19 protein-coding genes are annotated in these 21,710 nt (G+C 41.9%); 17 read left to right on the top strand and 2 right to left on the bottom strand.

Annotated elements, in window-relative coordinates; translation table 11 throughout:
- Positions 1-154: 154 nt before the first annotated feature.
- Positions 155-2,980, bottom strand: a complete 2,826-nt coding sequence (locus ECHVI_RS14965; protein WP_015266857.1) for an alpha/beta hydrolase family protein — start codon at positions 2,978-2,980, stop codon at positions 155-157.
- 1,493 nt (positions 2,981-4,473) lie between these two features.
- Between ECHVI_RS14965 and ECHVI_RS14960 the strand changes: the two genes are divergently transcribed.
- From ECHVI_RS14960 to ECHVI_RS14900, 13 genes are all read left to right on the top strand, one after another.
- Complete coding sequence (locus tag ECHVI_RS14960) at positions 4,474-4,950, top strand: Lrp/AsnC ligand binding domain-containing protein (RefSeq protein WP_015266856.1); 477 nt, start codon at positions 4,474-4,476, stop codon at positions 4,948-4,950.
- Positions 4,951-5,211: 261 nt separating this feature from the next.
- Positions 5,212-6,657 (top strand): Fe-S cluster assembly protein SufB, encoded by a 1,446-nt coding sequence (gene sufB / locus ECHVI_RS14955; protein WP_015266854.1) that lies wholly within the window; start codon positions 5,212-5,214, stop codon positions 6,655-6,657.
- A gap of 99 nt (positions 6,658-6,756) precedes the next feature.
- The gene (gene sufC / locus ECHVI_RS14950; RefSeq protein ID WP_015266853.1) at positions 6,757-7,518 is read left to right on the top strand and encodes a Fe-S cluster assembly ATPase SufC; all 762 of its coding nucleotides are present in this window, start codon (positions 6,757-6,759) and stop codon (positions 7,516-7,518) included.
- Positions 7,519-7,564: 46 nt separating this feature from the next.
- On the top strand, positions 7,565-8,854 hold the full coding sequence (gene sufD / locus ECHVI_RS14945; protein WP_041738713.1) for a Fe-S cluster assembly protein SufD: 1,290 nt from the start codon (positions 7,565-7,567) through the stop codon (positions 8,852-8,854).
- Between the two features lie 129 nt (positions 8,855-8,983).
- Entirely contained in the window at positions 8,984-10,207 is a 1,224-nt protein-coding gene (locus ECHVI_RS14940) for a cysteine desulfurase (RefSeq protein ID WP_015266851.1), read from the top strand.
- Positions 10,204-10,635, top strand: coding sequence for a SufE family protein (locus ECHVI_RS14935; RefSeq protein ID WP_015266850.1), 432 nt, complete (start codon positions 10,204-10,206; stop codon positions 10,633-10,635). The genes ECHVI_RS14940 and ECHVI_RS14935 overlap by 4 nt, the downstream gene beginning before the upstream one ends.
- Positions 10,636-10,638: 3 nt before the next feature.
- Complete coding sequence (locus tag ECHVI_RS14930; protein WP_015266849.1) at positions 10,639-10,980, top strand: SUF system Fe-S cluster assembly protein; 342 nt, start codon at positions 10,639-10,641, stop codon at positions 10,978-10,980.
- A 26-nt stretch (positions 10,981-11,006) separates the two neighbouring features.
- Positions 11,007-11,426: a BrxA/BrxB family bacilliredoxin gene (locus ECHVI_RS14925; protein ID WP_015266848.1), complete on the top strand. Its 420-nt coding sequence runs from the start codon at positions 11,007-11,009 to the stop codon at positions 11,424-11,426.
- A gap of 313 nt (positions 11,427-11,739) precedes the next feature.
- A complete protein-coding gene (locus ECHVI_RS14920; protein WP_015266847.1) occupies positions 11,740-13,026 on the top strand; it encodes a citrate synthase in 1,287 nt (428 codons plus the stop codon).
- Positions 13,027-13,517: 491 nt separating this feature from the next.
- Positions 13,518-15,221, top strand: coding sequence for a DEAD/DEAH box helicase (locus ECHVI_RS14915; protein ID WP_015266846.1), 1,704 nt, complete (start codon positions 13,518-13,520; stop codon positions 15,219-15,221).
- A 111-nt stretch (positions 15,222-15,332) separates the two neighbouring features.
- Positions 15,333-16,040: a 16S rRNA (uracil(1498)-N(3))-methyltransferase gene (locus tag ECHVI_RS14910; protein ID WP_015266845.1), complete on the top strand. Its 708-nt coding sequence runs from the start codon at positions 15,333-15,335 to the stop codon at positions 16,038-16,040.
- A gap of 85 nt (positions 16,041-16,125) precedes the next feature.
- Positions 16,126-16,605, top strand: coding sequence for a Crp/Fnr family transcriptional regulator (locus tag ECHVI_RS14905; protein WP_157501444.1), 480 nt, complete (start codon positions 16,126-16,128; stop codon positions 16,603-16,605).
- A gap of 72 nt (positions 16,606-16,677) precedes the next feature.
- Positions 16,678-16,992 (top strand): DMT family transporter, encoded by a 315-nt coding sequence (locus ECHVI_RS14900; protein ID WP_015266843.1) that lies wholly within the window; start codon positions 16,678-16,680, stop codon positions 16,990-16,992.
- A 15-nt stretch (positions 16,993-17,007) separates the two neighbouring features.
- Here the strand turns inward: ECHVI_RS14900 and kdsB are convergent, their stop codons facing one another.
- Positions 17,008-17,736, bottom strand: a complete 729-nt coding sequence (gene kdsB, locus ECHVI_RS14895) for a 3-deoxy-manno-octulosonate cytidylyltransferase (RefSeq protein ID WP_041738710.1) — start codon at positions 17,734-17,736, stop codon at positions 17,008-17,010.
- Positions 17,737-18,008: 272 nt separating this feature from the next.
- Between kdsB and ECHVI_RS14890 the strand changes: the two genes are divergently transcribed.
- From ECHVI_RS14890 to ECHVI_RS14875, 4 genes are all read left to right on the top strand, one after another.
- The gene (locus tag ECHVI_RS14890) at positions 18,009-18,554 is read left to right on the top strand and encodes a ferritin (protein ID WP_015266841.1); all 546 of its coding nucleotides are present in this window, start codon (positions 18,009-18,011) and stop codon (positions 18,552-18,554) included.
- Positions 18,555-18,834: 280 nt separating this feature from the next.
- Positions 18,835-19,230, top strand: coding sequence for a hypothetical protein (locus ECHVI_RS14885; RefSeq protein WP_015266840.1), 396 nt, complete (start codon positions 18,835-18,837; stop codon positions 19,228-19,230).
- 16 nt (positions 19,231-19,246) lie between these two features.
- A complete protein-coding gene (locus ECHVI_RS14880; protein WP_015266839.1) occupies positions 19,247-19,705 on the top strand; it encodes a DUF1801 domain-containing protein in 459 nt (152 codons plus the stop codon).
- A gap of 213 nt (positions 19,706-19,918) precedes the next feature.
- Positions 19,919-21,034 (top strand): formylglycine-generating enzyme family protein, encoded by a 1,116-nt coding sequence (locus tag ECHVI_RS14875; protein WP_015266838.1) that lies wholly within the window; start codon positions 19,919-19,921, stop codon positions 21,032-21,034.
- The last annotated feature ends 676 nt before the right edge of the window (positions 21,035-21,710 follow it).

Below are 21,710 nucleotides of genomic sequence, written 5' to 3'. Positions count from 1 at the left end.
ACGAACGGGGTGAAGTGATCTCGATGTGCTTTCATTGCACATATGATGAGATTGCCTCTTCCGATATCCATCGGAATCGCAATGACGAGGACTTTTGAGACAGCCTCGTATCTGGGTTCGGGATTACAAATCCCAAACAGCAATAAATAACATTTTATTCTGACAGCTCATATTTCAGGGTCCGTCCTTTTTCCACAGCGGGCAGCCCTTCTGTCATCCATAGCGGGGCTGGCGCTCCTTTGAGATAGTGGTCAAAGAACTGACTTAGTCGGATGGAAAGGTCCTTTCTGTTTTTCCTTTTGCGCAGGTTGTGGTCTTCACCATTGTAAACCAACAGCCATGCAGGGGTTCTGTTCCGTTTCAGGGACATAAAAAACTCTATTCCTTGGTACCAAGGCACTGCCCCATCTTTGTCATTGTGCATGATCAGCACGGGAGTATTGACCTGGTCTGCAAAGAACAGCGGTGAATTCTCGATATACTCCATGGGCTTTTCCCAAAGCGTCCCTCCTATTCTGGACTGGGTCTGCTCGTACTGGAACATCCTGCTCATACCGGATCCCCAGCGGATTCCGCCGTAAGCTGAAGTCATATTGGCCACGGGAGCTCCCGCACCTGCTGCCTTGAACATGTCCGTCTGCGTGATGAGGTAAGCCACTTGATAACCTCCCCAACTTTGCCCTTGAATGGCCATATTGTCGGTATCCACATAGCCTTTTTCCACGACAGACATCACGCCAGGCACTATACAGTCATAGGCACTTTTTCCAGGATGGCCGATATCGTATTTAATATCCGGCACAAAAACCACGTAACCATTGCTTACAAAATAGGAAATGTTAATGATCGAAGCACTCGGGGCCGGACTGATATAGTTGTGAAAGCTATCCGATCTTCTTTCATAGAAATATACCATCAACGGGTACTTTTTGTTAGGATCGAAATCCTCTGGCTTATAGATCATTCCTTGTAGACTGTCCCCTTTCAGGGTCATAAACTCCGTCAATTCCACGGTTCCCCAATTGATCTCTTTTTGTTGCGGATTGGCATGGGAAAGTTGCGTCAACGCACCCATATCCAAATCCGTGGCATACACATCTGGATATTCCTGGAAGGTGGAGCGTCTCACAATAACTTCATCAGCTGCCTTGGCCTTCTCCAGCCCATAATACCGATGATCCGTAAAAATCAATTCCTCAGGAGTTTCGTCCCCATTAATATCACCTTTAAAATATCCACTCTTTTTATTTTGCTCATTGAAGGCGGATAGGATCAAGGGAGCTTTGGGATCGATAAACTCTTCTTCCCTGTCCAGCACTTCTCTTCTGAAACTGGTCTTTTGCGCTTTACCCGTTCCTCCAGTAATGTTTACAGGATCCTTTTTGCCACTTGGATCTATTTTCCAAATATCATAGCGGGAGTAAACAATGAACGCCTGATCGTCCTTGGTCCATCCTGCTGACCCATAGGATCGAGGCATGCTAGGACTGTCATGAAGTTGATCATAAAAGTCGTCTTCAATAGTATTGGTCAGGTTGACTGTCTTTTGTCCAGCAATATCATAAGCTAGCCAAGCACTGTCCGGATAACTGTACCAATGCACATACTTGGCAGCCGGAGAAAGGCTAGGATAACCTTTAGCATTCTTTGCAATCATCTTTTTTTGGCCTGTTTCCACATCGATAAGGTAAATATCCCTGCCAATCTGGATATCCCAGCTATAATTGATGCGATAAGGGCGATCATCAGTGGCGATCACTAGGTCAAACTTTGCGTCCTTGTCCAAGTTGACATTGTCCACTTCACGGTCACCCAACTGGACCACTGACTTGTCTTTAAGATCATAGACCGCTAAAAATGATTTATTGGCTTCCCGATCTTTATTCTCCAGTTGCATCGGCTGGATTTCATCATCCTTCCAGCTCCAGATATCCAAAGAAACGCGGTCCTCATCAAGAATGGTCGTATCATCTTCGTAAGCATAGGTTTTGTAGTCTTCATTGACACCGAAAAACAGCCTGCTTCCATTTTCTGAAAACTTCAGATTGCCGCTTTTAGCCACCTTGCCTTCTGCCAAAAGCCCTTCTGTATCTTTGGTTACAATGGCCTCACTTCCATCTTTACCGATGTTATGCAAAAACAGTTGGTAATAAGGCTCCTCTGCTTTTGCCGAATCTCCAGAAGCCAAATAGGCGAAATGTTTCAAGTCCTTTGAAAAAGCCGCATCACTGTATTTGGTCATTCCAGAATCAAGCAACGTCCTTTCACCGTTTTTCAATGCAAGCAGCCCGATGGCTGCATTGTCAAGGGTATCTTCTTCCGCTTGCACAAAATAAAGGTAATCACCTTTCTCGGAGAACCCGTATTGGGCTACACGCTGAATTTCATAACTAACAGATCCGTCAAAATTCCTCACAGTCAAAAGCGTTCCATCTGTTTTAGGATGTTTCTTCTTATGTGTGCTGTCGGTTTCTGTACTGTCTTTTGCGGATTTATCTTTGGATGCATCTTTATCCTCTTTCTCAAAATGGATAGCAAGCCAATTACCTTCTTTTTCAGGAACCTTGAAGGACTTTATCCGAGAAAGCTTTTCCAAACCACCTTCTTCCAAGGAAAGGATAAACAGGCTATCCTTTGGCATGTCCTTGGCTTTTTTCTCGGCTAGTTTAAGCATTCTCACCGTATCCTTTTGCGGCAGAATTTTTCCCACCACCCAATGACTGTCATGGGAAAAAGTGTAATGATCTCCTCTCTCAATCGAAAAACTATTCCCTTGGCCATCGTGAGGCTTTACTTCCACCCTGCCGTCGCCATCTTGCGGATTGATCTCAAAACCAACCCAGTGGCCATCCTTGCTGAGCGAAGTGGAGGATACCGACTCCCACCCGTCGTAATCTTCATGTTTAAGGGGTCTTTTTTGCTGGCCAAATGCATTTAAGCTCACCAGCACTAATAACAATACAACTCTCAATCTATTCATTTATAAAAGGGCTTTAAGGAAAATATTAAAATTCTTAAAATGAAGATCAAAAGTTAATGATATATCCACAAACTATTCCCTATTTGTTGGATCAATGGTAGGATTTAGATGTGATTAGGAATTAGTCATTATCATTGGGTGTCTTTTTAGGAGCCAAGCGAAAAGTTTAGGGCAGTTAGTAGGATGATAAAATGCTTTTCCACCTTTCCTAGCCTTTCCTGTGAGGAGAGGAACCGAATGGGAATGATGCAGAGCTTGGTGGAATAATGTTAGGCCACGAAGGCTCGAAGGCACTAAGTTTTTTTTGTCACATAGGTGTAAAACTGAAAGAAACTTATCCTTCTGGATTTTGCCAATTTACCCCCGCTCCCTAAAACCGTTCATTAAAAATCCGTGTTCATCTGTGTTCATCCATGGCCAACAGTTTTCACCTCTCCTAGCCACTCCTGCGAGGAGAGGAACCGAATGGGAATGATGCAGAGCTTGGTGGAATAGTGATAGGCCACAAAGGCTCGAAGGCACTAAGGTTTTTCTGTAGCTTCAGTTCAAAAAGCTTAGGTCAAGCCTGTAGAGATGCTTTACCATCTCCTTTTATGTCTTGTCAATTTCCGTACTCTTTATCTCAATACCCTTAAATAATATCTGTGTTCATCTATGTTCATCCGTAGCCAACAGTTTCCACCTCTCCTAGCCACTCCTGCGAGGAGAGGAACCGAATGGGAATGATGCAGAGCTTGGTGGAATAGTGATAGGCCACAAAGGCTCGAAGGCACTAAGGTTTTTCTGTAGCTTCAGTTCAAAAAGCTTAGGTCAAGCCTGTAGAGATGCTTTACCATCTCCTTTTATGTCTTGTCAATTTCCGTACTCTTTATCTCAATACCCTTAAATAATATCTGTGTTCATCTATGTTCATCCGTAGCCAACAGTTTTAACCTCTCCTAGCCTCTCCTTCAAGGAGAGGAACCGAATGGGAATGATGGAGAGCTTTGTGGAATAAAGATAGGTCACGAAGGCACGAAACAATACTAAATTCCTTTCAATCTAGGTTAAAGCATCCTTTTGGAGCCATTGGGACGTGTGGCATTTTGATTTATCTGTGTTATTACCTCTAAGCAAACTGGCAATCCCCAACTTTTCCGCTTGACCCGAAATTATGCTTGACCTCAATTCTGGTCTAAATTACCTGCACCATAAAAACAAAAAAGTCTTGCCAGTAGCAAGACCCTTTTCAGAATATAAACCCAAATATAACTTTAGAGATTAAAAGTTTCAATATAAAAACCATTGTTTTGGTAAGCATTTTCACAAAAAACAATCATATATTTTAAATCAATCGATTGTTTTCAAAACATTTACCGTCTTTAACAATGTAATCCCAAAGTAAATACATTTTTTGATATTTTGCAAATCAAAAAAAATGTTCGTGTAAATTTTGACAATTCAATAATTTGAATGCATCTTTATTCAAATAAAGGTAACCAAATAATTAAATAATGGATAAAAATTTAGATATTGACAATGTTGATTTGAAGATCATTTCATTACTTAATGAAGATGCAAAAACCCCCTATACGGAGATTGCCAAGAAGGTTTACGTTTCTTCTGGTACCGTGCATGTGAGGATGCGCAAATTGGAAGATATGGGAATTGTCAAAAGTGCCACACTCAACATTGATTTTTCGAAATTGGGTTATGATATTTCAGCATATCTGGGAATTTACCTTGAAAAAAGCTCACTTTATGACAATGTTATCGAAAAGTTGAAAGAAATTTCTGAGGTTGTAAATGCATATTATACCACTGGAAATTACAGCATCTTTGCCAAGATAATCTGTAAGGATACCAACCACCTCAGAGACGTCCTGAACAAAATCCAAAAAGTGGATGGAATCGACCGAACAGAAACACTCATCGTCTTGGAGGAAAGTATAAATCGACCGATACAGCTTTTTGAGCAAGATGCTAAGTAGTTTTTCTTAGAAAATATAGTTATTTAGATTAAATCTAATTTAAAAACTATAGTAAATATTCAGTGTTTGAATTGACTTTTACCAATATAACCAAAAGTGCGGTTTTCGTGCTTTTGGTTATAAAAACTTTTGTTTTTCACACCCAGCACATTGTTTTTTTCTATTTCCCATAAAGAATTTTCATTGTCATTGAACATATAATTTTAGATTAATGTTATATCTTTGCGGTACAAAATGTAATTAGTCTAAATAACTCGCTTTATGAGCAAAGACAACGAAATTTTAGAGGAATTCACCTCGAAAGAATATGAACACGGCTGGTCTGTTGATTTTGAAGCTGATGAAGCTCCTGCCGGTTTGAATGAAGAAATTATCCGTTGGATTTCGGCCAAGAAAGAAGAGCCTACCTGGCTCTTGGAATGGAGGCTTAAGGCTTTCCGTACTTGGCAAAATATGACCGAGCCCGATTGGGCCAATGTCAACTACCCTAAAGTAGATTTCCAAGCCTTAAAATATTATTCTGCTCCCAAGCAGAAAAGCAAGCCAAAAAGCTTGGACGAGGTAGATCCTGAGTTGCTTCAGATCTATGAAAGACTGGGCATCAGCCTCAACGAACAAAAGAAACTCCAAGGCATTGCAGTAGATGCAGTACTTGACTCCGTTTCGGTAGGTACTACGTTTAAGGATACCCTTAGCAAGCTTGGAATAGTTTTCTGTTCCTTCAGTGAGGCTGTCCATGAGCATCCCGAGCTGGTCAAGCAGTACTTGGGTTCCGTGGTTCCCATGACAGATAATTATTATGCAGCACTGAACTCCGCCGTATTTTCGGACGGGTCTTTCTGTTATATCCCTAAGGGCGTAAGATGCCCCATGGAGCTTTCCACTTATTTCAGGATAAACGCTGCCAACACAGGGCAATTCGAAAGAACCTTGATCGTGGCAGAGGATGAATCCTATGTATCTTACTTGGAGGGCTGTACAGCACCACAACGAGACGAAAACCAATTGCACGCCGCCGTAGTAGAAATTTATGCAGCCAAAGATGCTGAAGTAAAATATTCTACTGTACAAAACTGGTTCCCAGGCGATAAAGATGGGAAAGGCGGTATTTATAATTTTGTAACTAAAAGGGGCATTTGTGCCGGAGACAATTCCAAGATTTCTTGGACACAAGTCGAGACGGGATCTGCCGTTACCTGGAAGTATCCTTCTTGTATCCTGAAAGGAGATAACTCTGTCGGTGAATTCTATTCAGTAGCGGTAACCAACAATTACCAGCAAGCGGATACAGGGACGAAAATGATTCACATTGGTAAAAACACCAAATCGCGCATTGTGTCCAAAGGTATCTCTGCCGGTCATTCGCAGAATTCCTACAGAGGCCAAGTGCAGGTGATGAAAAGGGCCGTCAATTCACGGAACTTCTCCCAGTGTGATTCCCTTTTGATGGGAGACCGATGTGGAGCACATACCTTTCCTTATATAGACATTCAAAATCCCACCGCCAAGGTAGAGCACGAGGCTACGACCTCCAAGATCGGTGAAGACCAGATTTTCTACTGCAATCAGCGTGGGATCGACAGTGAAGATGCCGTAGCCTTGATTGTAAACGGCTATGCCAAAGAGGTATTGAACCAGCTTCCAATGGAGTTTGCGGTAGAAGCCCAGAAGCTTTTGGCCCTTACCTTGGAGGGAAGTGTGGGATAATTTCTCCCCCACCCTTTGTTAACCAAATTCAGTGGATCCAAACCGGATACCATTGGATCCATATATTACCAACTTATTAGAAAGAAATCAGTTCAAATCATGTTATCCATAAAAAATTTACACGCATCTATCGAAGGAACACCAATCCTGAAAGGAATTAACCTTGAAATCAAACCGGGGGAAGTCCATGCCATCATGGGACCAAATGGTTCTGGTAAATCCACCTTGGCATCAGTATTGGCCGGAAGGGAAGAATATGAGGTTACCGATGGAGAAGTAACGTTCAATGGCAAAGATCTACTGGAAATGAATCCAGAAGACAGGGCCAGAGAAGGTGTATTCTTGGCTTTCCAATACCCTGTGGAAATTCCTGGTGTAAGCACCACGAATTTCCTCAGAACTGCAGTGAACCAAGTGAGAGAATACAGGGGCCAAGAGGCACTGGATGCTGTGAAATTCCTTTCGTTAATGAAGGAAAAAATGAAGCTGGTCGAAATCGATCAAAAACTGATGAGCCGTGCCCTGAACGAAGGCTTTTCAGGTGGAGAGAAGAAAAGAAATGAAATCTTCCAAATGGCCATGCTAGAGCCAACCCTGTCTATTTTGGATGAAACTGATTCAGGTTTGGACATTGATGCCCTTAAGATCGTTTCAAACGGCGTCAACCAACTTAAATCAAAAGACAATGCCACGATCGTCGTAACGCACTATCAACGATTGTTGGACTATATTGTCCCTGATTATGTGCACGTGCTTTACAAGGGTAGAATTGTAAAATCAGGTTCAAAAGAACTGGCATTGGATCTTGAAGAAAATGGTTATGACTGGATCAAGGCAGATGTAGACGGAGCTTCTGTCTAATCTTCGACTTGTCCGATTGTCAAACCCACATATTTCTTGAATATTCATGACTACAATAACTAAAAATAAATTAACGGATACTTTCTTGGATATCGCCCGTAAAGGGGCAAATGGTACTTTGCCAAAATTGAGGGAAATGGCCATTGAAGTCCTTGAAAAAGATGGACTGCCGGCTCCTAAGGCAGAGGAATATAAGTTTAGTCCTATCAGCAAAAAACTGGAGAATGGTATTTCCAATCTTCAGATAGCCGGAAAACTTACGCTGACATCAGAACAGGTAAAAGATGTATTGATTCCTGAGCTTGAAGCCGATATTTTGGTTTTTAACAATGGTCAATTTGATGCTTCATTATCTGATTATGCAGCGGAAAACTATACCATCGCTCCTTTTTCAAAAATTGACACCAATGCTGCCAATCTAATTGGTACGATTGCTAAGCCGGAAAAGGAACCGTTCAATGCGTTGAACTCGGTGTTATTTGCAGATGGTATCCATATCCACATTGCCAAAAACAAGGTAGTGGAAAAGCCGATTCTATTGCTGCACTTCTGTCAAGCAACAGACGGCCAAGTAGTAGCGCCAAGGGTATTTATCCATGGAGAAGCTAATGCCGAGGCCACCTTTATCGAACGCATCATCAGTGTGGATGAGGAGCCGTATTTCCTGAACAGCTTGACCGAGGTGAAGGTAGATGACAATGCCCACCTATACTTTCATAAAATCCAAAACGAAAGTGATGCTGCCATCGACGTAAATAACTTCGAAGCCGACATCCATCGTGATGCCACGCTTACTACAGTGACATTGTCGCTTAAGGGGGATTTCATCCGAAACAACCTTACCCTTAACCTAAGAGATAGCGGCTGTGAAGGCAATATGTACGGGCTTTACCTGCTAAACGGCGGAACCCATGTGGACAACCACACCAATGTGGACCATACCATGCCACATGCAGATTCCAATGAGCTTTATAAAGGGATCCTTGCAGACAAATCCAGGGGTGTTTTTAACGGAAAGATCTTTGTGCGACAAGACGCTCAAAAGACCAATGCTTTCCAGCAAAACAACAATATCCTTCTGTCAGAAGATGCCATCATCAATACCAAACCGCAATTGGAGATTTGGGCAGACGATGTCAAATGCTCCCACGGCTGTACCACAGGCCAGTTGGATGAGGAAGCATTGTTTTATCTTCAAGCAAGGGGCATTGGTAAAGTAGAAGCCAAAAACCTACTGCTCTATGCCTTTGCAGGAGAAATTCTTGACCATATTAAAATAGAGCCGTTGCGGGAATACTGCATAGCGCTCGTTCAAGAACGATTGGGTAAGCTATAACCCGCCTGACAGTACCATGATAAATGGGGCTGTAAAGCCCCATGCTCTTTTACCTTGATGATAAAGGCCTGTCACTCCTGTCACGGAACAATGTCCTTCTTTTCATCAATCAACCAATAACCGCCTTTCATGACGCTGAATACTGAACATATCCGAGGGCAATTCCCAGTACTTCACCAAGAAGTGAACGGAAAGCCTCTCATTTACATGGATAATGCCGCCACTACCCAAAAACCAACAAGGGTGCTGGAGGCATTGTCTGCTTATTACACCCATGATAATTCCAATATCCACCGCGGTGCCCATACATTAGCTGACCGAGCCACTAGGCACTATGAAAAGACCAGAGGGCAAGTAAAAGAATTCATTAATGCCGCGGAGGATGAAGAGGTTATTTTTACTAAAGGCACCACAGAAGGCATTAACCTCGTAGCAGCTACCTTTGGCAGAAAGTTTATTGAAAAGGGCGATGAGATTATCATCAGTACATTGGAACACCATTCCAACATCGTACCTTGGCAAATGCTCTGTGAAGAAAAAGGTGCTAAACTTAAAGTGATCCCTATCAATGAAAAAGGGGAGCTGCTCATGGAAGCGTTTGACGACATGCTCAATGAGAAAACCAAATTGGTAGCGGTCGTCCATGCTTCCAACGCCCTGGGCACCATAAATCCAGTCAAAGAGATTATTGAAAAATCCCATAAGGTCGGTGCAAAAGTTCTGATTGATGGTGCTCAATCTTCTGCCCATTTGGACATTGATGTGCAAGCGCTGGATTGTGATTTCTTCGTGATGTCAGCCCATAAAATCTATGGTCCGACCGGTCTTGGAGTTCTTTATGGTAAAAGGGAAATATTGGAAGCTATGCCTCCTTACCAAGGCGGTGGAGAAATGATCAAAGAAGTCACCTTCGAAAAGACCACTTTCAATGATATCCCGTTTAAATTTGAGGCGGGAACCCCTAATATTGCAGATGTCATTGCTTTTCAAAAAGCGTTGGAATTTGTCAATGAAATTGGGAAATCCGCTATCAGAGCGCATGAAGAGAAATTACTTCAACATGCCATGACCCAACTAAATGATATTAAAGGCTTCATTCCTGTGGGTACGGCCGATCAAAAGGTGAGCGTGCTATCCTTTTTGATAAACGACATGCACCCCTTTGACGTGGGGATGATGCTGGATGCTGCCGGAATTGCCGTGAGGACAGGTCACCATTGTACCCAGCCGCTCATGGGCCGATTTAATATTGAGGGAACTGTTAGGGCTTCCTTTTCTGTTTATAACACCAAAGAAGAAGTGGACAAGCTCTGTGAAAGTGTTCGCAAAATTGCCAAACTGAAAAATAAATGAGCGATATCAAGCAAGTTCAGGAAGAAATCATAGATGAATTTTCCATTCTCGAAGGAGATAGAGAATCTACCATATTCTATATCATGGAATTGGGAAACCAATTGGATGCATTTCCTGAGGAAGCCAGATTGGATGAAAACCTGATTAAAGGCTGCCAGTCCAAGGTATGGCTTACCACAGAAATAAAGGACCAAAAAATCATCTTCAAAGCAGATTCCAACACAGATATTACCAAAGGCCTGATCAGTTTGCTGATCAGGGTACTTTCCGGTAGGTCTCCCAAAGAAATCATAGATGAAGACCTTTACTTTATCGAAAAAATAGGCATGGGCAATATCATCGGATCTCAGCGATCAAACGGCTTGGCATCCATGATCAAACAAATGAAGCTTTATGCCCTCGCCTATCAATCAAAATTAAACGTGTAGAATATGTCAGAAGAAAACCAAACTGCACAACCGGCCAATATCCCTGATTTAAGGGACAAGGTAATACAAGCCATCAAACTGGTGTATGACCCCGAAATTCCCGTAGACGTTTATGAATTGGGACTGATTTATGAAATCAGTGTCTTTCCTGTAAACAATGTCTATGTTTTGATGACCTTGACATCCCCAAATTGTCCCTCTGCAGAATCTATCCCGGCAGAGGTTAAGGACCGCATCCAACAAATTCAAGGCATTAACGATGTAGAGGTCGAACTTACCTTTGATCCGCCTTACTCGCAGGACATGATGTCCGAAGCAGCCAAGTTGGAATTGGGATTTATGTAAGAGCACTAATTTAAACTGAAGATATTATGTACCCTGAAGAATTAGTAGCACCAATGCGTGCTGAATTAACAGAAGTAGGTTTTAAGGAATTTAAAACCGCTGAAGATGTAGAGAATCACTTAAAGAATGACAAAGGAACCACCTTTATCGTCATTAATTCTGTTTGTGGCTGTGCGGCAGGTGCTGCAAGGCCTGGTGTAAAGTATGCGCTTGACAAAACCGATGCAAGACCTACCACATTGTCTACGGTATTTGCCGGAAATGATACAGAAGCAGTAAACAAGGTTAGGGAACTTTGCCTTCCTTACCCACCTTCTTCTCCTGCCATGGCCCTCTTTAAAGACGGCGAGTTGGTGCATTTTGTTGAAAGACACCATATAGAAGGGAGAAATGCCCAAATTATTGGAGAACATTTGGTAGAAGTTTTTGAACACTTCTGCAAGTAATCCTTAAAAGTAGTCCACCTCCGTGGACTACTTTTTTTTTAACCATCAGCTCGATATAGCTAACACAAGATTTTATTTCGAGTTATGGACCATTTGCCCCATAACACATTAACCCAAGTAAGGTTGCTTTTCCGATTATTGCGCAATTTGAATGCAACAAATAACTGAGAAATAAAATTAAGTAAAATTACTTAATTTTATTCGTGTAATATATACTGTTTATTATGAAAATAAGGCGGTTTTTTATTAACTTAAGGCCGCCAAATACGGTTTCATGATTGAACAAAACCATAAATAGATAAACGTAAAACTTATGTCTGAAATAGCTAAGTTATCCTTCAACGGTACCGAATATGAATTACCAGTAACAGAAGGAACTGAAAATGAGAAGGCAATAGAAATTGCCAAATTAAGAGGCCAATCTGGATTAATAACACTAGACCCAGGATTCAAAAACACCGGATCTACCAAAAGTGCCATCACTTTCTTGGACGGTGAAAAAGGTATCCTCAGATACCGCGGGTACAACATCGAAGATCTGGCTGAAAAGTCTAACTTTTTGGAGGTTTCTTATCTATTGATTTATGGTGAGCTTCCTACTCAAGAGCAATATGATCAGTTTGCAAATGAAATCACCTATCATACTTTAGTGCATGAAGACATCAAGAAGATCCTCGATGGCTTTCCATCCGTAGCCCACCCAATGGGAGTACTGTCTTCTTTGATCTGTTCTTTGACTGCCTTCTACCCTACTTCTCTGGATCCAAACAGGACCGATGAAGAAATCAAATTGAGCATCGTAAGATTAATGGCCAAGTTGCCGACTTTTGCCGCTTGGGCCTATAAAAATAAAATGGGGCACCCAGCCAATTACCCTGACAATAGCTTGGACTACTGCTCTAACTTCATGAAAATGATGTTTGCCCTTCCAGCAGAGAAGTATGAAGTAGATCCAATCATTGCAAAGGCCTTGGATAAGCTGTTGATCCTCCATGCTGATCACGAGCAAAACTGCTCCACTTCTACGGTAAGAATAGTAGGATCCAGTCAAGCCAGCATTTATGCTTCCATATCAGCTGGGATCAATGCCCTTTGGGGACCACTTCATGGTGGCGCTAACCAATCCGTAATCGAGATGCTGGAAGCGATCAAGGAAGATGGTGGAGACACCAAAAAGTACCTTGACAAAGCCAAAGACAAAAATGATCCATTTAGACTTATGGGCTTTGGCCACAGGGTTTATAAAAACTTCGACCCAAGAGCTAAGATCATTAAAAAAGCAGCCGATGATGTATTGGGTAAATTGGGCGTAAACGATCCTGTTTTGGAAATTGCCAAAGAACTGGAAGAAGCAGCGCTTAACGACCAATACTTTGTGGACAGAAAATTATATCCTAATGTGGATTTCTATTCTGGCATCATCTATAGAGCCCTTGGCATCCCGACAGACATGTTTACCGTAATGTTTGCGCTGGGCCGTCTTCCAGGCTGGATCGCACAGTGGAAAGAAATGAGGGAAAACAATGAACCAATTGGTAGACCAAGACAAGTGTATACCGGACCTAATGAGCGTTCATACGTTTCTATGGGAGATAGATAAATTATAATCTAAACAGTAACTGTAACTAATAACTAAAGCGGGGTGTAAACATCCCGCTTTTTTATTTTCTTACCTTCCCCCCCCCAGATCCAGCCATATTACTGGAGAAAGAGTCATTCACAACGGTTGAGATAATACTTCTTCCTTCAATAATAAATAAGTTGTAGCGGGCACTTGTGGGGTACCACTGGCTTCGATATTACTACACGTCTGTAACCCATACATATATTTTAATCCTATCTTATCATTTATCAAAATATTCGTGATTTTACGACGTGCCCCTACCCCTATCGTACCAAATATTTTTCTCCATGATGCCTTTTTATTTATTATTTATTTTAATAACACGGTAGTCTAATTTGTATAAACCAATTATTTCACATATCTTTGCAGCTCAATTAAGAAAGAACTTTTCTGAGTCATGAGGTTCCTTACTCGGTAGCGTTGGGTTATATCAAGGGAAATCAGGGCGCAGGAGTAAGGAAAAATTCATGGAAAACGAAACATTATTCGCAGACCTGGGAATTTCAGCAGAAATTCTACAGGCAGTGGAAGGTATGGGCTATACCCAACCTTCAGAAATTCAAGCACAATCAATCCCTTTAATGCTAGAAGGCCATGACGTCATTGGTCAGGCACAAACTGGAACGGGGAAAACAGCATCTTTCGGAATCCCTATCGTGGATCGCGTGGACAGTAGCAGCAAGCAGCCTCAGGCATTGATTTTATGCCCTACTCGGGAACTTGCCGTACAGGTAGAAGGTGAAATCACCAAACTTGCCAAGTACAAAAAAGGCATTTTCAGCACTGCTATTTACGGTGGTGAGGCAATCGATCGTCAAATCAGAACACTTAAAAGAGGTGTTCAAATCGTAGTGGGTACTCCAGGCCGTGTGATGGATCACATGAACCGCGGTACGCTAAAACTAGACACGGTAAAGACCATCGTACTGGATGAGGCTGATGAGATGCTGGACATGGGTTTCAGAGAAGATATCGAAACCGTTCTTAGCCAAATGCCAGAGGACAGGCAAACGATCTTTTTCTCAGCTACTATGGCCAAGCCCATCATGGACTTGACCAGAAAGTACCAAACCAATCCTGAGATCGTCAAAATCCAGCGAAAGGAACTTACTGTGGAAAATATTTCCCAGGTATATTACGAAGTGAAGCCACCATTGAAGATGGAGTTGATCACGAGACTGATCAATATCCATCAGTTTAATCTTGGTGTGGTTTTCTGTAATACCAAAAGGGCTACGGACGAAGTGACTGAAGGCTTGATTGCCAGAGGAATTATGGCCGAAGCACTACACGGAGACCTTTCCCAAGCTCAACGGGACAAGGTAATGAACAAGTTCCGAAAAGGTCACTGTACCGTGTTGGTTGCTACGGACGTTGCAGCTAGAGGTATTGACGTGGACAATGTGGAAGTGGTCTTCAATTATGACCTTCCGCTTGATGAGGAATATTATGTTCACCGTATCGGTAGAACAGGTAGAGCAGGTCGATCTGGAATGGCCATTTCTTTCATCACCGGAAGAAAGGATATATTTAGGCTTAAAGATCTGGAAAGATATATCAAGACAACTTTGACCAAAATGAATCCTCCTTCTGTGGCTGAAATGATCGACCAGAAAAAGGATCAGTTGGTAAAAGAAGTTACCACTTCACTTTCTAAAGAGGAAGACAACCAAGTATTTGAAGCGGCACTAGGCCAAATGCTTGCCGAAGGGTTAAGCATGGACCAAATTGCCCTTGGATTGGTGAAACTACAAATGGGCAAATCCATCCAGGAACTTTCTGACATGAACTTTGATCTCAATCTAGGTCGTGACAGGGATCGAGGAGAAAGAGGTGGCCGAGGTAGAGATCGTTTTGAAAGAGGCGGTAGAAAAGGTCGTGGTGACCGTCCAGCAGGCCGAAAAGGTGGACGTGAAAGAGGAAGAAGGGAAGCTAACATGTCCAGACTTTTCCTTAATCTCGGCAAAAAAGACCGCATCAGACCAAATGATATCGTTGGTGCCATCGCAGGAGAAGCCGGAATTTCAGGCCGCCTGATTGGTGGAATCGATATTTTTGACAATTTCTCCTTCGTGGACGTACCGTCAAAAGATGCCAGTCATGTCATTAATGTGATGAAAAGGAATACCATTAAGGGTAAGCCAGTCAATATGGAACTTTCTAAGGATTAAATTATATAAAGGTTAATTAAGGTTAGGAAAAGCGCAAATCGTATGATTTGCGCTTTTTTTATTGGCATAGGGCTGGTAAGCTGTTTATCTTTGCTTAAAATCCACAGGTTCATGCAATTATTTTATCAAAAAGACATCCCTGAGTCCGGTAACATCACCCTTCATCCCGAGGAGTCAAAGCATTTGGTCAAAGTCCTGAGGAAAAACGTGGGTGACGAGGTGTTTATGACAGATGGTAAGGGCCATTTATTTTCCTGTCAAATTACAAAAGGTGACCTTAAAAGAGCTGAGCTTAGCATCATCGAAAAAAAGGCAACTCCCCTGCCCGACCATCACATCCATTTGGCCATTGCCCCCACCAAAAACACGGACAGAATGGAATGGATGCTGGAAAAAATCACTGAGATTGGTTTCAGTAAATTGACATTTATAAAGACCTCCAATTCGGAACGAAGCTTTTTAAAACCTGACAGGCTTGAAAAAAAGATGGTTTCGGCATGTAAGCAAAGCTTAAAAACCCATTTCCCCATCATTGATCCGCTTACCTCGTTCGAGGAACTCCTGGATAAACATGCCCAAGATGACCTGCAAAAATTCATTGCCTATGTTGATGAAAACCACCGCCACCATTTATTTGAAGTAGCAAAGGCTAAAGGTGCTTACCTGATCCTAATCGGCCCCGAAGGAGATTTTTCGCCCGAAGAAATTAACTTGGCTAAAGCAAAAGGGTTTATTCCCGTCAGCTTAGGACATAGCCGATTGCGGACAGAAACTGCCGGTCTTGCGGCTGTGCATACGTTAAGTTTATTGAACAATTAATAAGGTGGTGGTCTCAGATTTTTTATATCACCAATATGGACTTTCTGAATCGGCCATAAGCATATTGGCTGACTCCGGAAATATCATGACGTTCGACAGAAACCATAACATCATCCAAGAAGGGAAAACAGAAAAATCAAGCTACCTCATTATCAGCGGTTGCGTAAAGGCCCACCTTAACCATGATGGTAAGGAGGTTACTTTTTGGTTTGGGTTTGAGGGAGATTTACTGTTTTCCTACAACAGCAAATTCCTGAACAGTCCTGGATATGAAAGCATAACTACTTTGGAAAAGTGTAAACTGTGGGAAATCAAAAACGAGTGGTTAGAAAAGTGCTGTCATGAAAATATTGAAATTGCCAATTGGTGGAGAAGAATGATTGAAAAGGAGCTGCTTAAAACCGAAAGGCGATTGATCGACCGACAAATTAAACCTGCGGCACAGCGTTATCTGGACCTTATAAATGATTACCCGCAAATCCTCCAGCGAATTTCCTTAGGCAATATTGCCTCCTATCTAGGAATTAGTCAAGTATCGCTCAGCAGGATCCGAAGAGGCCAATAGAATCGATTTTTTTTAACCTATGTAAAATGTCCTTAGAGGATACAGCAGTATCTTTACAAAAAAAACAGCGTTATGGCTTGGTTGACATTGATCTTTGCAGGGCTTTTTGAAGTAGCCTTCACCACTTCCCTAAAATTGGCCGATAACTTTAGCAATCTAAAGTGGTCCGTTGCCTTTTTTATTAGCATTTGTGTGAGCTTCTACCTACTGAACCAAGCTATTAAAACCATTCCCATGGGGACAGCTTATGCAGTTTGGACGGGAATTGGAGCAGCGGGTACCGTCTTGGTGGGGATTTTCTTTTTCCAAGAACCCGCTAACTGGCTAAGAATAGGCTTTTTAATGTTATTAATAGGTTCCATCATTGGCCTGAAGGCTGTAGCCTAAAAGACGTCCTCCCGATCATTGGTAATTTCGCTGATAAAACGCAATTGCCCGATCCAAATCAGCCTTGGTATCAATGGCCACTGCCTCATGGGTCGTTTCCACCATCTTAATCCGAATACCATTCTCCAACAACCGTAATTGCTCCAGCATTTCAGCTTTTTCCAGCATGGTTTTTTCCCAGTTGGTATACGTCATGAGCAGTTCCTTGGTATAGGCATAAACGCCGATGTGTCTAAAGTAATCCGGCTGAAACTTGTCTCGGACAAAAGGAATAGGACATCGACTAAAGTAAAGTGCAAAACTATTTTTATCTACTACCACTTTAACTGAATTAGGATTGATGACGTCTACATCATCTTCAATTTTACGCATAAGGGATGCCACTCGTACCGATTTATCTGTAAAAGCATTCACCAAGCCGGACAATGATTCCTTATCCTGAAAGGGTTCATCCCCCTGCACATTTACCACCACATCAGCTTCCACATCAGCTACCGCTTCAGCAATACGATCCGAGCCACTTTCATGTGCTTTTTGGCTAAAAAAAACTTCCCCGCCTTCTTGTTCTATTTGGGTTGCGATCTGTTTATGATCAGTCACCACAATCACCTTGTCAAATAATCCGGTGGCCATAGTACTCAAATAGGTTCTTACAATAACGGGCTTGCCACATAAATCTGACGTAAGCTTTCCAGGGAAACGTGTGGCACCATAACGTGCGGGAATCATTGCAACTATTTTCATATGCAATTTTAAAAAAAATAATGGTGAAGTTAAGCCTGTAAAGTGCTTTTTGGCGCTTTTTATAGAGGAAGAAAAGAGCATATTCCAGTTTAGTTTACGATACAGGCCATTATGGGATTTTATTTAAATTTAATTTAAATTAATATTGACAGAATATTATTCTTTAGAACTTTAATTATACCAATTCTAAATTCCGTAAACACCCCCGAAACATTGAACTACACTCTGATAATTTCGTTATGTTTGTAACAAGAACTTAAAATTAAGGGATTATGAAAACGAAAGAAAAGGAAATAGTAACGCTGCAACGTTCATTATTACACGATACAGAAAAGATGTTGAACAAACAGATTGAAATGGAAGGTAAGTCATCGGCTTCCTACCTAAGCATGGCATCTTGGTGTGACATGATGGGCTACAACAATGCAGCCAAATTACTTTATGAACACGCGGAGGAAGAAAGACAACATATGTTGAAGCTATTCCACTATATCAATGAAGCAGGTGGTTTGGCCGTACAGCCAGAAATTACTGGAATCAAGCATCATTTCAACTCCCTAAAAGAGATATTCCAACTCACATTGGAGCATGAAATTCAGGTGACCAAGTCCATTAACATCATCGTTGACCATTGTTTTGGTGTGAAGGATTTTGCCACCTTCAGCTTTATGCAGTGGTATGTTACTGAACAACGTGAAGAAGAAACCTTGGCCCGTCGTGCGTTGGAACTGTTTGACATCATTGGTGAAGAGGGTATTGGACTTTGGACCATTGATCAAGAGCTCGGTAAACTGCACGACAATACAAGTGATGCTTAATGATACATCTCTTTAAATCATTATTAAGCGACCAATTGAATTGGTCGCTTTTTTTTTGCTCTTTATAGCGATAACCGCTCTCCCATACCTGAATTTCTTTGGTAGGTTTTGAATAAGGGAATTTTTCAGGCCCTAAACTTAACGTGACTTGATCTTACGCCTTCAAGACACTGTGCACCATTATTTCCCGAAAATTCCTAGCTAAAACCTAAAATTTACGTTATTTTATCATGTAAAATTAATTTATTTCCACACTACATATTAAAATAACACTAAAGCTATGGTCAATCAACTCCTTCAAATTGAAAAAATCGGTCAAAAGGTACTCAGGATTGTAATGTCAGCATTTTGGGTGGCCGTTTGTTGCTATGCGATATTTGGGGAAGAAGCGACTTATTTGGTTTTTTCGGGAAAATTATCGTGGTCAGTTCCAGCTGTCATTACCGCTGTGCTCCTTTTAGCCCATTTCAAGTCACCAAAATTAGGCATCGTCGGAGGTGGATTAAGCGCCCTGATTTTTATTGCTGTCACCATCTATTGTATCAAAGCCCTACCTTTTAACCTCACCATTATCCTTAACTATCTGCTATTGGTCATATCCTCTGTGGTGCTTTTGGGAGAATCTGCAAAAGAAATGGTAAGGGAGCGAATCACCCAACCGTTTCCAAAAGCATAACCTGATACTCTAAAGCATGAAAATAGAGGCTAAAACCCCACAAGAATACCTTACCAAGGTTCCTGAGAACCGCAGAGATGCTCTAATAAAACTACGAGAAACGATTCTTAACAACCTTCCTCTCGGTTATGAAGAAACCATGAACTATGGGATGATCGGCTATGTAGTGCCACATGCTATTTATCCCAAAGGATATCACTGCAATCCTAAGCTCCCACTGCCCTTTATTTCCATCGCCAACCAGAAAAACTTTATCGCACTTTACCATTGTGGCATGTATGCAGACGACAAGATCATGCAATGGTTTGTTGATGAATTCCCCAAATTCAGTAGGTTCAAATTGGACATGGGGAAAAGTTGCATTAGGTTTAAAAAACCCGATGCTATTCCTTTTGAACTTATTGGTAAACTGGTAAAAAGGATTAGCGTAGAAAACTTTATCGAGTTGTATGAGCGCAATACCAAAAAACACTAAACCCCACATATCCGTTTCACGTAGCCTTATTGAGCAAGCACAACTAGATGATTTTGGTCACTATTTCCTGCACAATTTTACAAATGGCCTTTTACCTCCAATTAATTCCTTATTTTGGTGCAATCTTTCAAGGATATACTTTTCATTTAATTAGCAAGCGCATAACTTGTCCATTGAACCTAAACTGGCTACAAAATAGTAATATAAGTAACTATGAAAATATCATTCAATAAAAACCCCATTGGTAGCACCATGCTCCTAGCCGCCACAGCAGGACTATTATGGGCCTGTAGTGAAGAAAAAAATACCGAAGAAGTCGCAAATAATCATTCCAGCACCAGCTCTCAATCTTCCGTCCAAGAACAGGGCAAACAGGATGGAATGGTATGGATCCCCGGTGGGGATTTCATGATGGGAACTGACGAACAAGATGCTTACCCTGTGGAAAGGCCAGCTGTCAAACGTCATGTAGAAGGTTTCTGGATGGATGAAACCGAAGTGACCAATGCAGCTTTCAAGAAGTTTGTAGATGAAACGGGATATGTGACCATAGCAGAAAAAAAACCTGAATGGGAGGAGATGAAAAAGCAATTGCCCCCGGATACGCCTAAACCTGCTGATTCATTGCTTCAGCCAGGGTCTTTGGTTTTCGTGGCTCCTGACAGGCCTGTAGATACTAGGGATATATCTAACTGGTGGAAATGGACCCCAGGAGCCAGCTGGAAGCATCCAGAAGGGCCTGGTTCCGATCTTCAGGGAAGAATGGACCATCCAGTAGTTCATATCGCCTATGATGATGCCGTTGCATATGCAAAATGGGCTGGGAAAAGACTTCCCACTGAAGCAGAATGGGAATTTGCCGCAAGAGGTGGGTTAATTGAAAAACGGTATTCTTGGGGCGATGAACTCCGACCTCAAGGGAAATTTATGGCGAATACTTTTCAAGGAAGATTTCCCAATGGTAATCAAGGAAAAGACGGTTTTATGGGAACTGCGCCTGTCAAAAATTACCCATCAAATGATTATGGACTTTATGATATCATCGGTAATGTTTGGGAACTGACCGATGATTGGTTTGATGCGATCAAATTCCAGCGCCTTACCGGAAATGCCCCAAAACTAGATGCCAACATGAACCAATGCTATAATCCTACCAATCCGTACGCAAAAGAAAGGGTCATCAAAGGCGGCTCATACCTATGCTCTGACAACTACTGCATCAATTACAGGCCCAGTGCCCGTCAAGGACATGCTTATGACAGCGGCTCTTCCAATGTGGGCTTTAGGTGTGTAAAGGATGTTCCTGAAAAAACGCTGGGAATGAATTAACCATTCATATTTACCAAAGAACAAACCGGGTTAAGTTAAAGCTATCCCGGTTTTTTTGTTTCAGTAGCATGTTCTTGAATCAAGCAGTATTTCTGGGGCATCAATTTATTTATCAAGAAAGTCATACGCCACGAAGTCACTAAGGCACAAAGCAATTTTCAGTTCCTTTCAGGACAGGTTTTAGCATCCGTATGATGTCTTGGGGTGGTTGTGGAATCTCTATATGTACATGGCTTTTCCATGAAGCTAATAGACTCTTTTCTATGCCATACCCGTCGGACCCTAAAGCTGAAACATGCCGTTAATCGTTCATTCCCTCTTCATCAATATTCATCCTTTATTATCTGTGACGTGGATGGGTTTTAGCGGAAATTTAAGAGGGAGTAGTGAAGACCATGCCGCTAAAACAGGAAACCTTAGATCAATGATTTAACCATGGGTTTTCCCCATGGCTACTGTGATGACGCCCTTCCAGGGCTTGTGCTGAGGAATCTGTAGGGACTAAATCCTACTGCCACATCATTTCCTTACCTATGGCACTGACGGGATGTTTTCTTGCCTTCCATTAACAGGCTTTTGCTACCAACAGAGGATCACTGCAGATAAAGCTGTATTTCTGGAGGGCATCAATTTATTTATCGGGACAATCATACGCCACGAAGTCACTCAGGCACAA

Origin of the sequence: Echinicola vietnamensis DSM 17526 (assembly GCF_000325705.1) — a bacterium.
Classification (GTDB): domain Bacteria; phylum Bacteroidota; class Bacteroidia; order Cytophagales; family Cyclobacteriaceae; genus Echinicola; species Echinicola vietnamensis.
Note: the sequence above shows the minus strand (reverse complement) of the source record. Positions and strands in the feature narration are given on the sequence as shown.

Bases quoted from the DNA above. Each gene is read 5' to 3' on its own strand.
- ECHVI_RS14965 (WP_015266857.1), bottom strand. From the start codon at position 2,980: ATGAATAGATTGAGAGTTGTATTGTTATTAGTGCTGGTGAGCTTAAAT.
- ECHVI_RS14960 (WP_015266856.1), top strand. From the start codon at position 4,474: ATGGATAAAAATTTAGATATTGACAATGTTGATTTGAAGATCATTTCA.
- sufB (WP_015266854.1), top strand. From the start codon at position 5,212: ATGAGCAAAGACAACGAAATTTTAGAGGAATTCACCTCGAAAGAATAT.
- sufC (WP_015266853.1), top strand. From the start codon at position 6,757: ATGTTATCCATAAAAAATTTACACGCATCTATCGAAGGAACACCAATC.
- sufD (WP_041738713.1), top strand. From the start codon at position 7,565: ATGACTACAATAACTAAAAATAAATTAACGGATACTTTCTTGGATATC.
- ECHVI_RS14940 (WP_015266851.1), top strand. From the start codon at position 8,984: ATGACGCTGAATACTGAACATATCCGAGGGCAATTCCCAGTACTTCAC.
- ECHVI_RS14935 (WP_015266850.1), top strand. From the start codon at position 10,204: ATGAGCGATATCAAGCAAGTTCAGGAAGAAATCATAGATGAATTTTCC.
- ECHVI_RS14930 (WP_015266849.1), top strand. From the start codon at position 10,639: ATGTCAGAAGAAAACCAAACTGCACAACCGGCCAATATCCCTGATTTA.
- ECHVI_RS14925 (WP_015266848.1), top strand. From the start codon at position 11,007: ATGTACCCTGAAGAATTAGTAGCACCAATGCGTGCTGAATTAACAGAA.
- ECHVI_RS14920 (WP_015266847.1), top strand. From the start codon at position 11,740: ATGTCTGAAATAGCTAAGTTATCCTTCAACGGTACCGAATATGAATTA.
- ECHVI_RS14915 (WP_015266846.1), top strand. From the start codon at position 13,518: ATGGAAAACGAAACATTATTCGCAGACCTGGGAATTTCAGCAGAAATT.
- ECHVI_RS14910 (WP_015266845.1), top strand. From the start codon at position 15,333: ATGCAATTATTTTATCAAAAAGACATCCCTGAGTCCGGTAACATCACC.
- ECHVI_RS14905 (WP_157501444.1), top strand. From the start codon at position 16,126: ATGACGTTCGACAGAAACCATAACATCATCCAAGAAGGGAAAACAGAA.
- ECHVI_RS14900 (WP_015266843.1), top strand. From the start codon at position 16,678: ATGGCTTGGTTGACATTGATCTTTGCAGGGCTTTTTGAAGTAGCCTTC.
- kdsB (WP_041738710.1), bottom strand. From the start codon at position 17,736: ATGAAAATAGTTGCAATGATTCCCGCACGTTATGGTGCCACACGTTTC.
- ECHVI_RS14890 (WP_015266841.1), top strand. From the start codon at position 18,009: ATGAAAACGAAAGAAAAGGAAATAGTAACGCTGCAACGTTCATTATTA.
- ECHVI_RS14885 (WP_015266840.1), top strand. From the start codon at position 18,835: ATGGTCAATCAACTCCTTCAAATTGAAAAAATCGGTCAAAAGGTACTC.
- ECHVI_RS14880 (WP_015266839.1), top strand. From the start codon at position 19,247: ATGAAAATAGAGGCTAAAACCCCACAAGAATACCTTACCAAGGTTCCT.
- ECHVI_RS14875 (WP_015266838.1), top strand. From the start codon at position 19,919: ATGAAAATATCATTCAATAAAAACCCCATTGGTAGCACCATGCTCCTA.